This window comes from Wenjunlia tyrosinilytica (assembly GCF_014646055.1).
Classification (GTDB): Bacteria; Actinomycetota; Actinomycetes; order Streptomycetales; family Streptomycetaceae; genus Wenjunlia; species Wenjunlia tyrosinilytica.
This window is the reverse complement of record NZ_BMMS01000007.1, coordinates 164,822-178,622: the sequence shown is the minus strand read 5'-3', so window position 1 is coordinate 178,622 and position 13,801 is coordinate 164,822. Positions and strand designations below refer to the sequence as shown.

The 13,801-nt window shown below is 73.7% G+C and carries 8 protein-coding genes; 5 read left to right on the top strand and 3 right to left on the bottom strand.

The genetic code is table 11. The annotated features are described in order from the left end of the window. Nucleotides 1-243: 243 nt before the first annotated feature. Both IEY86_RS10185 and IEY86_RS10180 read right to left on the bottom strand, forming a co-directional pair. Nucleotides 244-1,404, bottom strand: a complete 1,161-nt coding sequence (locus tag IEY86_RS10185; RefSeq protein WP_189131239.1) for a winged helix DNA-binding domain-containing protein — start codon at nucleotides 1,402-1,404, stop codon at nucleotides 244-246. Beyond that, a complete protein-coding gene (locus IEY86_RS10180; protein ID WP_189131238.1) occupies nucleotides 1,401-1,601 on the bottom strand; it encodes a type II toxin-antitoxin system VapB family antitoxin in 201 nt (66 codons plus the stop codon). The genes IEY86_RS10185 and IEY86_RS10180 overlap by 4 nt, the downstream gene beginning before the upstream one ends. Nucleotides 1,602-1,824: 223 nt before the next feature. On the opposite strand from IEY86_RS10180, the gene IEY86_RS10175 reads away from it, so the two are divergent. Continuing rightward, nucleotides 1,825-2,238, top strand: coding sequence for a PPOX class F420-dependent oxidoreductase (locus IEY86_RS10175; protein ID WP_189131237.1), 414 nt, complete (start codon nucleotides 1,825-1,827; stop codon nucleotides 2,236-2,238). 45 nt (nucleotides 2,239-2,283) lie between these two features. Here IEY86_RS10175 and IEY86_RS10170 read toward each other — a convergent pair whose 3' ends face one another. Beyond that, complete coding sequence (locus tag IEY86_RS10170) at nucleotides 2,284-5,331, bottom strand: lysylphosphatidylglycerol synthase transmembrane domain-containing protein (RefSeq protein WP_189131236.1); 3,048 nt, start codon at nucleotides 5,329-5,331, stop codon at nucleotides 2,284-2,286. A 227-nt stretch (nucleotides 5,332-5,558) separates the two neighbouring features. On the opposite strand from IEY86_RS10170, the gene IEY86_RS10165 reads away from it, so the two are divergent. The 4 genes from IEY86_RS10165 to IEY86_RS10150 all read left to right on the top strand — a co-directional run bounded on the left by IEY86_RS10165 (nucleotide 5,559) and on the right by IEY86_RS10150 (nucleotide 13,797). Then, the gene (locus IEY86_RS10165) at nucleotides 5,559-5,948 is read left to right on the top strand and encodes an MGMT family protein (RefSeq protein ID WP_189131235.1); all 390 of its coding nucleotides are present in this window, start codon (nucleotides 5,559-5,561) and stop codon (nucleotides 5,946-5,948) included. A gap of 170 nt (nucleotides 5,949-6,118) precedes the next feature. Next, nucleotides 6,119-9,370 carry an ATP-dependent helicase gene (locus IEY86_RS10160; RefSeq protein ID WP_189131234.1) on the top strand — a complete coding sequence of 1,084 codons (3,252 nt, stop codon included), beginning with the start codon at nucleotides 6,119-6,121 and terminating at the stop codon, nucleotides 9,368-9,370. A gap of 163 nt (nucleotides 9,371-9,533) precedes the next feature. Then, complete coding sequence (locus IEY86_RS10155; protein WP_189131233.1) at nucleotides 9,534-10,322, top strand: hypothetical protein; 789 nt, start codon at nucleotides 9,534-9,536, stop codon at nucleotides 10,320-10,322. Nucleotides 10,323-10,404: 82 nt separating this feature from the next. Further along, nucleotides 10,405-13,797: an ATP-dependent helicase gene (locus tag IEY86_RS10150; protein ID WP_189131232.1), complete on the top strand. Its 3,393-nt coding sequence runs from the start codon at nucleotides 10,405-10,407 to the stop codon at nucleotides 13,795-13,797. Nucleotides 13,798-13,801 lie beyond the last annotated feature (4 nt).

The following is a 13,801-nucleotide window of genomic DNA, read 5'->3' as shown; positions in this document are numbered from 1 at the left end:
CGTCCGCGCCGACCGCGTCCCGTAGCCATCGTTCGACAGCCATCCTGCGCCGGGCCCCGTCTCCCTCAACCCGAGGGAGACGGGGCCGCGGTGCGTCGGCGGGTCCGGCGCCGTGGCACAGGTGAGTCGCCGTGGCACAGGTGAGTCGGCGCCGAGGCACAGCGGACAGGTCCACGCCTGCACGTCTACGCGGAGAGGCCCTGCGGGGGGACAGGTCCTGCGCGGACAGGTCCACGGAAAGGACTACGCGGACAGCTCCCGCTCCAGCGGGGTGCGGAAGCGCGGGGTGATCCTGACCTCCCCCACCCAGCCGGCCAGCCGGGCGGCCTCCGCGTCGATCGCCTCCCGCGCCTCCCGCGGCACGTCCTCCAGCAGGCGGCGGACGATCTCACCGTCCGGGCGCTGGGCCCAGCCGCCCACAATGCGGCCGTTCCACCACACGGTGGGGCCGATATTGCCCGACCGGTCGAACAGGTCGGCCCGGTGCTCCTGCGGGAGGTACCAGTCGCGGTGCCGACGGCTCATCGGGGTGGGGTCCAGGCCCGGGAGCAACGCCGCCCAGGGCTCGGGCTCGGCGGTCGGCACCGTGTCACCGGGCAGGACGTAGCCGGGCCCCTCGTCCAGCCCGACCTCCTCCGCGCCCACGGCGGACAGCGCCTTGCGCACATCGGTGAGGGTCCAGCCCGTCCACCACTTCAGATCCGCGGCCGTGCCCGGACCGTGGGAGGCCAGCCAGCGGCGGACCAGATCCTCCCTGGCCGCCGTGGGCGACGGCTCCGGCAGCTCCTCCGCGAGCGCCCACTCGTACTGCCCGCTCGTCCAGCCCCCGCGCGGACGGCCGCGCACGATACGGCCGTCCATGCCCAGGACCCTCAGGATCCTCGTGGAGACGCCCTGCGGGCCTTCCTGAGCCGTGCCCGGGAAGACCACCATCCGGGTGCGCAGACGCGGCTCCCGGACGGCGAGTTCATTGGCGGTGGCCGGGCCGTGCTCCCGCAGGGCCGCGAGGGTGCCCGCCTCGACCTCGCCCAGCCACCGCTCGTCGAGGTTCGCCCACTGCGCGAGGTGCTTGACCAGCCGGGAACGCTCCCTGACGGCGGCCGCCCGCGTGGTCGAGGCATGCACGACGGGTGCCAGGTCCGCCGGAAGGACGAAGATCGTGTGGCGCATGCCGTGCATCCGCACCAGGGTCCGGTCCTCGTACAGCGCGCGCTCGACGGGGCCCGGCCCCGGCTCCCGCAGCCGTGCCCCCGCCGCCAGGAACACCGTGGCCGGGTCGGTGGCGTGCAGTGCCACGACAGCGTCGGCGACCTCCTCGGGGGTCGCCGCGCGGGCGGAGAGGGCCAGCCGGTGCCGCACGCCGAGCCGAGCCCGGCGCTCCTCGGCTCCGATTCGCCGGATCATCCCTCCTGCCCCCTGGGCCTGGTCTCCACTTCCCGCAGACCCTCCGCCGTCGCCTCCACCCGTGCCTCGGTCCGGTGCGCCCGCTCGATGTAGTCGCGGACGACCACCTCGACGGCGTCCTGCGGACTCCCGACCCCGGCCAGCACCATGACCTCGACCACCAGCTCGGCATCGAGAGAGATATTCACCTTGGGCATCGCCCCAGCATGGCGAGGCGAGGGGGCACTTGGCCACCACCTGGGATGCAGGAAGATCGCCGATCGGGAAATTCCTCGGGGCGGCGGCAACCCCGCGGTGGCCGGACGTCTGTGCCATCCGTCCGACACCCAGCCCTCGACCTTGCCGTGCCACCACCGGTCCCGCCGGGACAGTCGACGTCGTTGATCCCCCCGCCCGGCCGCGAGGTCTACGTTTGTCCGCATGGATGAACTGCTGCGCGACAGGCGCCGGGGAGTACTTGTCACACTCAAGCGCGACGGCCGCCCCCAGCTGTCGAACGTCGCCTTCGCCTACGACGACATCGGCCGCGTGATCCGTGTCTCGGTCACCGACGACCGCGCCAAGACCCGCAATCTGCGCCGGGATCCGCGCGCGAGCTTCCATGTCGCCAGTGAGGATTTCTGGTCGTATCTGGTCGCCGAGGGGACCGCCGAGCTGACGCCGGTCGCCCAGGACCCGGGCGATGCCACGGTCGACGAGCTCGTCGAGGTGTACCGGGCGATCGTGGGGGAGCACCCGGACTGGGACGAGTTCCGCCGGGCCATGGTCGCCGAGCGCCGCCTGGTGGTCCGCCTGCCCGTCGAGCACACCTATGGCAACGCGGCCGGCCGCTGAGCGCCCCCGGCGTTCCCCCCTCGGGCCTCCGCGTCCTCCGCGGCCCTACAGCGCTTCCTTGCGCTGGAGGTAGGTGAACGACAGCCAGCCCGGCAGTACCGGCAGCCAGAACGTCAGCAGCCGGAACAGCAGCACGGCGGGTGTGGCGATCTCCTTCGGCAGCCCGGCGGCGATCAGACCACCGGACAGTGCGAGCTCCACCGCGCCCACGCCGCCCGGGGTGGGCGCGGCCGAGCCGAGCGCGTTGCCCGCGAGGAAGACGAACGCGATGCTCGCGTAGCTCAGCTCCCCGCCGAACGCCCGGATGCATCCGTCCAGGCAGATCACGAACGCCACCGTCAGCAGGAGCGAGCCACCGAGCCCGGTGGCGAGCTTCGACGGGCGCTGGAGCACGTCGAGCATGCGCGGCACGACACCGGCGAACAGCGAGCGCACCCGCGTCGAGATGAACTTGCGCAGCTGCGGGACGGCGGTGACCACCAGCACGAGCACCGCGGCCGTCAGCAGGCCCGCGATCACCGTGCGCGGGGACGACAGCGACGGGGACTCCTCGGTGCCGGTGAGATAGCCGAAGGTCAGCAGCAGCAGGATGTGGAAGCCCAGACCGACCAGCTGCGACGCTCCGACGCTGGCGACCGCGAGTCCCGGCCGGACGCCGGACCGCTGGAGGTACCGGGTGTTGAGCGCCACTCCGCCGACCGCCGCCGGGGCGACCAGCTTCACGAACGAGCCGGCGACCTGCGCCAGCACCGTCCGGCCGAACGACAGCCGCTCGGGGACGAACCCGGCCAGCGCCAGCGCCGCCGCCACATAGCTCAGCGCCGAGCCGAACACGGCGACCAGCGCCCAGCCCCAGTCGGCCTCGGCGAACAGCTGGGCCGGTTTGACCTGGGAGATCTGGCCGAGGAGGAAGTAGGCGGCGAACGCGCCCGCGATCACGCTGATGAGGGTGCGCGGCCGGATGCGTTCGAGCCGGACCGGCTCCACGGGGGCCTGCGGGCGGATCAGCAGCACCTGTTGCCGGATCCGCGAGAGCAGGTCCTCCTCGCGGGCCTCCTCCAGCGCCTGGTCTATGGCCCGCTTCTCCGCCTTGCGCGCGGCCTTCCTGGCCGCCTTGCGGTCCCCTCCGGCCTTGTCGGCGGCCTCCTCACCGGTGCGGGAGGCGGCGATCACCGCTTCGCGCTCGCGCTGGGCCCGTTCCTTGTTGAGCTGCCGCAGGGTGGCCCGGGTCTCACGGCTGAGCGCGATGGGCTGCAGGAGCGGGAGCGAGTTGGCGACCGAGTCGGGGCCGAGGACGGCGGAGGCGGAGGCGACAGCCCGTTCCGGGCCGACTCGCAGGGCGAGGGTGACCAGGAACTGCGCGATGTCCATCCGCAGGACCAGGTCGCCCGCGGCGATCTCGCCCCCGCGCAGCTCGGTGAGGAACACCGCGCCGGAACGGTCGACGAGGAGTGATTCCCCGACCAGCCGCCGGTGCGCGATCCTGCGGGACTGGAGGGCCTTGACCTGCTTCCATGCCCCGGTCAGCAGTTCGTCGCCGATCTCCTCGTCGGGGATGGCGTCGAGGGAGCGGCCGCCGATGTGCTCGTAGACGAGCATCACCGCGTCGGGACCGAGTTCGGAGGTGGCGATGAGCTTGGGCGCGTTCGCTCCGGCCGCGATGGCCGCGTAGGCGAGCAGCGCCTCCTGCTCCAGCGCCTGGCGCAGGGACTGGAGGCTGCGGCGCTGGGTGATCCCGCGCAGTTGCAGGCGGCGCCACACCCGGTAGAAGAAACCGGACGCCTGGCGCTCGCGGTCCACGACCGTGACGTCGAGCGGGGCCCCCGCCTCGAGTTCGACGAGGTAGCGGCGGCCGCGCTCGTACTCGCGGTGCTCGGCGGCCTGGCTGCCCGCGCCGTCCTCGACGCGGAGGGCGCGCACCGGCGAGAAGCCGACCCGGCGCAGCCCGGCGAGGAGGGTCTGGCCCGTGGGCTGCACATTGGGGGAGCCGACGGCGTAGAGGGTGCCGTAGGCGACGGTCCAGCCGATCAGCAGGGTGAGGATGATCGAGAACGGGGTCGTGTAGCCGCCGAGCAGGACGGCGAGGGCGTCGAGGATGAGGACGAACCACAGGACGACCCGCCAGCGTGGGCGCTTCGAAAGCCCGACGGCGGTCATATAGGCGATGACCGGTGCGAGGTAGCCGTGGACCGGGTCGGTGAGTCCGAGGCTGCCGGGTGCCTGCTGGGTGAGCGCGTTGCGCACCGACTCGGGGGCGGCCTCGGCCACCCAGAGGTCGGTGGCGAGGGAGACCCCGTGCGCGAGCACGGCGGCGAGCACGCCGTCGGCGACGCGCAGGCCGTCGCGCTTGATCAGCCGCTCGATGGCGAAGGCGACGGGAACGATGAGCACGGCGATGCTGGAGGCGAACCCGGCAAAGCTGATCAGCAGGGCCGGGGCCTTCTTGGTCCCCTCGAGGATGTCGGCCTCGAGCCCGGAGGTGGTGCCCTTGGCGATCCCGGCGACGACGAGGACCAAGGCGATGCCGAGGGCCCCCATGAAGAACCGGATGAGATCGATCGGCCGGTGGACCCGAGCGGGCAGCAGCGGCTCGTCGGAGGAGACCTTCTCGGACTCGGACGGCGGGGCAGCCGGACCCGCGCCGTCGGCGCCGCCGCCCTTCTGGCCGCCACCGGACTCGCCGGATCCCTGGGCGGCGCCGGAGTCCTCGGGCGCGGCGGGCCTCCCGGAGGCCGCCCTGCCCTTCGCGCCCGCGCCCGCGCCGTCGGCGGAGCCGGGTTCCGCGGCGTCCGTCCGGCCCGCGCCCGGGTCCGGCCTCCCGGCTTCCCCGGACGCCCCGGCCTCCCCGTTCTCCCGGCGGTCCGCGGCCGCGGCCGAGTCCTGCGCGGCGGAGCGGTCCCGGCCCGTGCCGGGCTCTCGCGGCTTCCCGGCCTTCGCCGTGTCCTGCGGCTCCCCGGATGCCTCGGAGGGGCCACGGTCCCGGGCGTTCCCGGACTCGGCGGAGCCGGGGTCGCGTTCTGCGCCCGGCTGGGCGCTGCTCGGGCGTCCGGCCTCGGATTCGGGCGCGACGACATGGGCGCGGGACCCCTTCACGGTCTCCGCACCCTGGTCCGTCGTGTCATTTTGGTCTCGTATCACCAGTCACCGCCGGGACGATGGTGACATGTCGGGGGCGCCGCAGTGGGCAGCAGGGGGGATCCGGGGGGCAAGTCAGGGGGGCCGTGGGCCCGGCTTCGCGGGGTCTCGACCCGTCGTCGAGCCCGGCTCGCGCCCCGGGGAACCGCCCCTCGATGTCCTAGTGCTGCGGCAGGATGTGCCGGATGAGCGAGCACCGCGAGTACGACCCGGAGCCGGGCGAGCGGGACGGTCGGGGCACGGGCGGCGACCTGCCGGACTTCGCCGAGCGCGTACTGGACCTGACCGAGCGCATTCCGCCCGGCCGGGTGATGACCTACGGCGACATCGCCGAATACCTCGAGGAGGGCGGCCCCCGCCAGGTCGGCCGGGTGATGGCCCTGTACGGCGCGCCCGTCCCGTGGTGGCGGGTGGTGCGGGCCGACGGCCGGCTCCTGCCCGGGCACGAGCTGCGTGCGCTGGAGCGCTACCGCGAGGAGGGGACCCCGCTGCGTGAGCGGGGGCGTTCCGGCAAGGACCACCTGCCGCGCGTCGATCTGGCCCGGGCGCGCTGGGACGGCTCCCTCGGCGACTGACGTCGCTTTCGCATCTCCCACGCTTCCAGCTTCCGGCATCGCGCGGGTTCCCATGCCATCCACGTCGCCCGCACGGGGGAGAGCGGTGAGCGGCACGGCCCCGGCGACGTATCGTCGTCACCTCGGCCACACAGACCACCAGCGCCACATCCTCTCGGGACGACCCCACAGTGACCTCGCCCGCACCACCGCTCACCGGTTCCTCGCCGTACCGGCTGGTGCGCACGGCCGTCGAGGCACCGGCGCCGCCCGAGCTGGACGGGTCCCAGCGGGCCGTGGTGGAGCACGGGGCGGGCCCGCTGCTGGTCCTGGCCGGGCCCGGTACGGGGAAGTCCACGACGCTCGTCGAGGCCGTCGCGGAGCGGATCCGGCGCGGTACCTCCCCCGAGCGGATCCTCGTGCTCACCTTCAGCCGCCGGGCCGCCGTCGAGCTGCGGGACCGGATGGCGCTGCGGATGGGGGCCGCCCGGGCTCCGCAGGCCACCACGTTCCACTCCTTCTGCTACGCGCTGGTGCGCTCCCACCAGGACCCCGAGCTGTTCAGCTACCCGCTGCGGCTGCTGTCCGGCCCCGAGCAGGACGTCGTCGTCCGCGAGCTCCTCGCCGGACACGCCGAGGAGCCGGGGATCGGGGTGTCCTGGCCGGACGAGCTGAGGGCCTGCCTGACCACCCGCGGGTTCGCCGACGAGGTGCGCGCGGTGCTGGCGCGCAGCCGGGAGCTGGGACTGGACCCGAGGTCGCTGGAGGACTTCGCGACCCGTACCGGGCGGCCGGACTGGCGGGCCGCGGCGGGGTTCCTGGCCGAGTACCTGGACGTCCTGGACGCCCAGGGGGTGCTCGACTACGCCGAGCTGGTCCACCGCGCCGTCCTGCTCGCCGAGGAGCACGAGGTGGCCCTCCTCCTGCGGGAGCGCTACGAGGCCGTCTTCGTGGACGAGTACCAGGACACGGACCCGGCGCAGGTGCGGCTTCTGCGAGCGCTGGCGGGCGGGGGCCGCGACCTGGTGGCGTTCGGCGACCCGGACCAGTCGATCTACGCCTTCCGCGGCGCCGACGTCAACGGCATCCTCGGCTTCCGCCACCACTTCCCCCGAAGCGACGGAACGCCCGCCGACGTCCGGGTCCTGCGGGTGTCCCGGCGCTCGGGGGCCACGCTGCTCGCCGCCTCGCGGACCGTCGCCCGGCGGATGCCCCTGGGCAGGCTGCCCGCCGAGGCGGTCAGGGCGCACCGCGAGCTGACCGCCTCCCGCGAGGGCGGCACGGTCGAGGCGCTGACCTTCCCCACCCCCGGCACCGAGCTGGACAACATCGCCGACATCCTGCGCCGGGCCCACCTCGAGGACGGGGTGCCCTGGGGCGAGATGGCGGTCCTGGTGCGCGCGGGCGCCCGGTCCATTCCGGGGGTGCGGCGCGCGCTGACCTCGGCCGGGGTCCCGCTGGAGATCGACGGCGACGACCTGCCCCTGCGGGACGAGCCCGCCGTCGCCCCCCTCCTGCTCGCCCTGCGCGCGGCCACCGAGGACGCGCTGACGACCGAGAGCGCCATCACGCTGCTCACCTCCCCGCTCGGCGGCATGGACGCCTCCGACCTGCGCCGCCTGGGCCGGGCGCTGCGCGAGGAGGAACGGGAGGCGAACACCCTCGACTCCGGCGGTCGGCGTCCGCGTGTGGTCAGGCCCTCGGACGAGCTGATCGCCGAGGCCCTGGCCGAGCCCGAGCGGCTGGTCGCCATGGACCCCGCCCACGCCCGGGGGGCGCAGCGCCTGGGCACGCTCCTGCGCAAGGTGCGTGAACTCCTCGCGGGCGCAGGCTCCACCGAGCAGGCCCTGTGGGAGCTGTGGGACGGCACACCGTGGCCGGGGCGGCTGGAGCGGGCGGCGCGGCGCGGAGGGGCGGCCGGGCGCAACGCGGACCGGGATCTGGACGCCGTCTGCGCGCTGTTCGAGACGGCGGCCCGCGCCGAGGACCGGGCAGGGCACCGAGGAGCGGTCAACTTCCTGGAGGAGCTGGAGAAACAGGACATCGCGGCCGATGTGCTGACCACGAGGACGGTGCGGCAGGACGCCGTAAGGCTTCTGACGGCCCACCGGTCCAAGGGCCTGGAGTGGCGCCTGGTCGTGGTGGCCGGGGTGCAGGAGGGGCTGTGGCCCGACCTGCGCCGCCGGGGCTCCCTGCTGGAGGCGGACCGGATCGGGCGGGACGGCCTCGCCGAGCCCCTGAGCCCGGGGGCGCTGCTGGCCGAGGAGCGCCGGCTGTTCTACGTGGCCGCGACCCGGGCCAAGGAGCGTCTGGTGGTCACGGCGGTCAAGGCCCCGGCGGACGACGGCGACCAGCCGTCCCGTTTCCTCGCCGAGCTCGGCGTCGAGCCCGTCGACATCACCAACCGGCCGCGCCGCCCGCTGTCGGTGTCCGCGCTCGTCGCCGAGCTCCGGGCCACCACGGTGGACCCGCAGGCCTCGCCGCGGCTGCGGGCGGCGGCGGCGGAGCGTCTGGCGAAGCTGGCCGCGCTCACCGACGACGACGGCTTTCCGCTCGTTCCCTCCGCCCACCCCGACCGCTGGTGGGGGCTGGAGGAGGCCACGCAAGCTTCCGTTCCGCTCCGCGACCCCGCCCGGGCGGTGGCGCTGTCCGGCAGCTCGCTGGACCAGTTGGAGAACAAGTGCTCGCTGCAGTGGTTCCTCGGGCGCGAGGTGAGGGCGGACACCGCCTCCACCAGTGCGCAGGGCATCGGGAACGTGGTCCATGTCCTCGCCGACGAGGTGGGCTCCGGGCGCACCGCCGCCGATCTCGGGGTGCTGATGGAGCGGCTGGACTCGGTGTGGGACGCGCTGGCCTTCGACGCCCCCTGGAAGTCGGTGCAGGAGAAGGGCGCCGCCCGCGACGCGTTGGAACGGTTCCTGCGCTGGCATGTGATGGAGCGCAACCGGGTGCCCGTCGCCACCGAGCACCCCTTCGACATCACCTTCCGCTCCGGCGAGGTGGAGATCCAGATCCGCGGCAGTATGGACCGGGTCGAGCGGGACGCCGAAGGACTCGCCTACGTCGTCGACTTCAAGACGGGCACGAGCAAGCCGTCGGGGCGCGAGCTTCAGACGCATCCCCAACTGGCCGTCTACCAGATGGCCGTCCGGCAGGGCGCGGTCGACACCGTCGACGCCTTCGCCGACGGCCGCCCGCGGACCGGTGGCGCCGAACTGGTCCAACTGCGCCAGAGCCCGGCCGGGAAGGGCGCCGACCGCGAGCTGCCGCTGGTGCAGATCCAGCGCCCGCCCGACAGCGTGTGGGTCGAGGACCTGCTGGCCAAGGCGGCCGGGCGGGTGCTGTCGGAGCGGTTCGTGCCGACCACCGGTCAGCACTGCAACCACTGTGCCTTCCACCGCAGTTGCACCGCCAGGCCCGAGGGGCGTCAGCTGATCGAGTGACAGCCGGCCGCTCCCCGGAGAGCGGGATGCGAGATCGTTATCCGGCCCGCGCAACCGCGTACCGCCACCGGACGTCGTAATTCCGCGTTTGACAGGTAACGAGCACGGAGCCGTGGCGACCGGCCTTCAGCGGCGCGCGGATCAGCAACGAGGGGACATCCACATGAGCATCAAGCACACGCTCGCCGCGACCGCGGTGGTCTGTCTGGCGTTCGGCGGCGTGGCCGGATGCGGCAACAGCAGCGGCGACAGCGGCAAGGACGACGGCAAGAAGGCGGGCAGCCCGTCCGGCGACCAGGGCAGGGCGCAGGGCAAGCCGAACGGCGTGGAGAAGCTCTCCGCCCAGCAGATCTCGGAGAAGGCCAGGGCCGAGCTGAAGAACGCCTCCTCCCTCCGCCTGGTGATGGACACGGCCGCGGCCAAGACCGACCTGGCCATCGACCGCGACGGCAACTGCTCCGGCACCGCCGGTTCCGCCAAGGGCCAGATGGAGATCATCAAGCGGGGCGAGGACGTCTACGTCAAGCCGGACTCGCAGTTCTGGGCGACGCAGGGCGGCAGCAAGGGCGCGGCGGCCAAGGAGGTCGTGGGCGACCGGTACATCAAGACCTCGGTCAACGACCCGCAGTTCGGCCAGGCGGCCGGCATGTGCGACCTGGACGCCTTCACCAAGGACATGGACGGCGACAACGACGACAAGATGGCCAAGGGGGGCACCTCCACGGTGGACGGCGTCCCGGTCGTGGCGCTCAAGGGCACCAAGGGCAGCGACAAGAGCACCCTCTACGTGGCCACCGTCGGCAAGCCGTACGTGATCAAGATCGTCGGCACGGACGACGGGCGGCCCGCGTCCATGGGCTTCAAGGACTACGACAAGCCCGTGCCGAGCAGGACCCCGGGCGCCGGTGAGGTCCTGGACGCCGCCAAGCTCAAGGAGCTGGGCACCTCATGACGCCTCCCGGGGCGTGCTGACGCGTCCCGGAGCGAGAGCGGTGCCGTCCGGGCTGTCCGAGGCTGCGACTACCCTCACTCGGATGGCACCGCGCATCACCCGTCCCGAGGAACTCAAGGACCTCCTCGGGATCCCGTTCACCCGGGAGCAGACGGCGGCCATCACCGCACCCCTGGCACCGAACGTGATCGTGGCCGGGGCCGGATCGGGCAAGACCACCGTCATGGCCGCACGGGTGGTCTGGCTCGTCGGCACCGGACAGGTCAGGCCCGAGCAGGTGCTCGGCCTGACCTTCACCAACAAGGCGGCCGGCGAGCTCGCGGAGCGCGTCCGCAAGGCCCTGGTCAAGGCCGGCGTCGTCGAACTCGACCCCGTGGACGAGGACGAGGCCTCCGGAGAGCCGGCCATCTCCACCTACCACGCCTTCGCCGGGCAGCTGCTCAAGGAGCACGGCCTGCGCATCGGCATCGAGCCCACCGCCCGGCTGCTCGCCGACGCCACCCGCTACCAGCTCGCCGCCCGGGCGATGCGCCGCGCGCCCGGCCCCTACCCGGCGCTGACCAAGTCCCTCGCCGAACTCGTCACCGACCTGCTCGCCCTCGACGGCGAGTTGGCCGAGCACCTGGTGGACCTCGCGCGGCTGCGCCGGTACGACAGCGACCTGCTCGCCGGACTCCAGGGCGCGCGGCTGAGCAACGAGGGGCTGCGCAAGGTCCCCGAGGCCGCCACCGCCCGGCTGCAGCTGACCGACCTCGTCGAGCGCTACCGCGCCGAGAAGCGCGGCGCCGACCTGCTGGACTTCGGCGACCAGATCGCCCACACGGCCACCCTCGCCCAGACGCGGCCGGAGGTCGGGCGGATCCTGCGCGAGCAGTTCGCGGTCGTCCTCCTCGACGAGTACCAGGACACCTCCGTCGCCCAGCGGCTCCTGCTGGCCGGGCTCTTCGGCGCCACCCCGCGGACAGGGCCGACCGGCCATCCCGTCACCGCCGTCGGCGACCCCTGCCAGGCGATCTACGGCTGGCGCGGTGCCTCCGTCGCCAACCTCGACGACTTCCCCGAGCACTTCCCGCACCGCGACGGCACCCCGGCCCGCCGCTTCTCCCTCAGCGAGAACCGCCGCAGCGGCGGCCGCCTGCTCGATCTCGCCAACCGGCTCGCCGAGGACCTGCGCGAGCGGCACGAGGGCGTGGAGGCGCTGCGCCCCGCGCCGGGGGCGGAGCGGGACGGCTTGGTGCGCTGCGCCCTGCTGTCCACCCATGACGAGGAGATCGGCTGGCTCGCCGACTCCATCGCCCACCTGGTGCGCACCGGCACCGCACCCGGCGAGATCGCCGTGCTGTGCCGCGGCGGGCGGGACTTCCCCGACATCCACGCCGCCCTCGTCGAACGGGACGTCCCCGTCGAGGTCGTGGGGCTCTCGGGGCTGCTGCACCTGCCCGAGGTGGCCGACCTGGTCGCCGTCTGCGAGGTGCTCCAGGACCCGACGGCGAACGCGGCGCTGGTGCGTCTGCTCGTCGGGCCGCGCTGGAGGATCGGGCCCCGCGATCTGGCGCTGCTCGGCCGCCGCGCCCGAGCCCTCGTGGGCCACGCGGCCGAGGCGGACGGGGACGACCCGGACGGCAGGCTGGCCGAGGCCGTCGCGGGCGTGGATCCCACCGAGGTGGTCTCCCTCGCCGATGCCCTCGACACCTTCCTCGACGCCGATCCGCGCGACGATCTGCCGTTCTCGCCCGAGGCCAGGACCCGCTTCGCCCGACTGGCCACCGAACTGCGGGAACTGCGGCGCTCGCTGGCCGACCCGCTGATGGACGTCCTCCACCGGGTCCTCGCGGTGACCGGCCTGGAGGTGGAGCTGTCCGCCTCACCGCACGCGCTGGCGGCCCGGCGCCGGGAGAGCCTGGGCGCCTTCCTGGACACGGCGGCGTCCTTCGCGGACCTCGACGGGGACCCCTCGCTCACCGCGTTCCTCGGTTTCCTGCGCACCGCCGCCCGCTACGACAAGGGCCTGGACAACACCCTGCCCGGGGGTGCCAACACGGTGAAGGTGCTCACCGCCCACAAGTCCAAGGGCCTGGAGTGGGACGTGGTCGCTGTCCCCGGGCTGGTGGAGAAGTCGTTCCCCAGCACCCAGTCCCGCTCGCTGTGGACACGCAACGCCCATGTGCTCCCGCACGCCCTGCGCGGCGACCGGGAGACCCTGCCGGACGTCGCCGAGTGGAACGCCAAGGGGCTCAAGGCGTTCGAGACCGGGATGCGCGAGCACCAGGTGGTGGAGGAGCTTCGGCTGGGCTATGTGACGTTCACCCGGCCGCGGTCCCTCCTGCTCGGGTCCGGTCACTGGTGGGGGCCGAGCCAGACCCGTCCGCGCGGCCCGTCCTCGTTCCTCACCGCCCTGCGGGAGCACTGCGAGGCGGGCTTCGGCGAGATCGAGGCGTGGGCGGACGAACCGGAGGCGGACGAGAAGAACCCGGCCCTGGCCAGGACGGTGGACCACCAGTGGCCGCTCCCGCTCGACCCGGTGGCCACGCGGCGGCGCAAGCAGGCGGCGGCGACGGTGCGAGCGCTGCTGGAAGGCGCAGGCGAGGGGAGGGTCTGCGAGCAGGCGTCCACGCGCGAGGCGCTGATCCCCAAGCAGGCGGTCGTCCACGAGGAGGCGCCCGTTCCCGAGGAGGGGTACGTTCCCGAGGAGGCGCCCGTTCCCGAGGAGGGGTACGTCCTTGAGGAGAGGTTCGTCCTGGAGGAGGGATTCGCTCCCGAGGAGGTGCTCGATCCTGAAGGAGCGCTCGCTCCCGAGGAGGTGCTCGATCCCGAGGAGGCCAGGCTCGCCGAGTCCTGGGACCGCGACCTCGATGCCCTCGCCGGGGAGCTGCGGCGCGCCCGCGCCACCGTCCGGGATGTCCCCCTGCCCCCGTCGCTGTCCACCTCGCAGCTGATGCGCCTGGCCGCCGACCCCGACGGCTTCGCCCGGGAGCTGGCCCGGCCGCTGCCCCGCCCGCCCCAGCCGGCCGCCCGCCGGGGCACCCGCTTCCACGCGTGGGTGGAGTCGCTGTTCGAGCCGCTGCCGCTGATCGAGCCGGACGACCTGCCGGGCATGGAGGACGCGGAGATCGACGACGAGCAGGATCTCGGCGCGCTCAAGGAGGCGTTCCTGCGCACCTCCTACGCCGACCGGACCCCCTTCCGCGTCGAGGCCCCGTTCCAGCTCTCGCTCGGCGGACGGCTGGTCCGCGGCCGCATCGACGCCGTCTACCGGGACGACGACGGCGGCTACGAGGTCGTGGACTGGAAGACCAGCCGCGGCCGTACCGCCGATCCGCTCCAGCTCGCGGTCTACCGCCTGGCCTGGGCCGAACAGCTCGGTATCGCCCCGGAGCGGGTGGACGCGGCCTTCCTCTATGTGCGCACCGGCGAGGTCGTCAGGCCGCGAGGCCTGCCCGACCGCGAGGGACTCGAGCGCATCCTCGTTGGTTAGGCTC

Bases quoted from the DNA above. Each gene is read 5' to 3' on its own strand.
- IEY86_RS10185 (WP_189131239.1), bottom strand. From the start codon at position 1,404: ATGATCCGGCGAATCGGAGCCGAGGAGCGCCGGGCTCGGCTCGGCGTG.
- IEY86_RS10180 (WP_189131238.1), bottom strand. From the start codon at position 1,601: ATGCCCAAGGTGAATATCTCTCTCGATGCCGAGCTGGTGGTCGAGGTC.
- IEY86_RS10175 (WP_189131237.1), top strand. From the start codon at position 1,825: ATGGATGAACTGCTGCGCGACAGGCGCCGGGGAGTACTTGTCACACTC.
- IEY86_RS10165 (WP_189131235.1), top strand. From the start codon at position 5,559: ATGAGCGAGCACCGCGAGTACGACCCGGAGCCGGGCGAGCGGGACGGT.
- IEY86_RS10155 (WP_189131233.1), top strand. From the start codon at position 9,534: ATGAGCATCAAGCACACGCTCGCCGCGACCGCGGTGGTCTGTCTGGCG.
- IEY86_RS10150 (WP_189131232.1), top strand. From the start codon at position 10,405: ATGGCACCGCGCATCACCCGTCCCGAGGAACTCAAGGACCTCCTCGGG.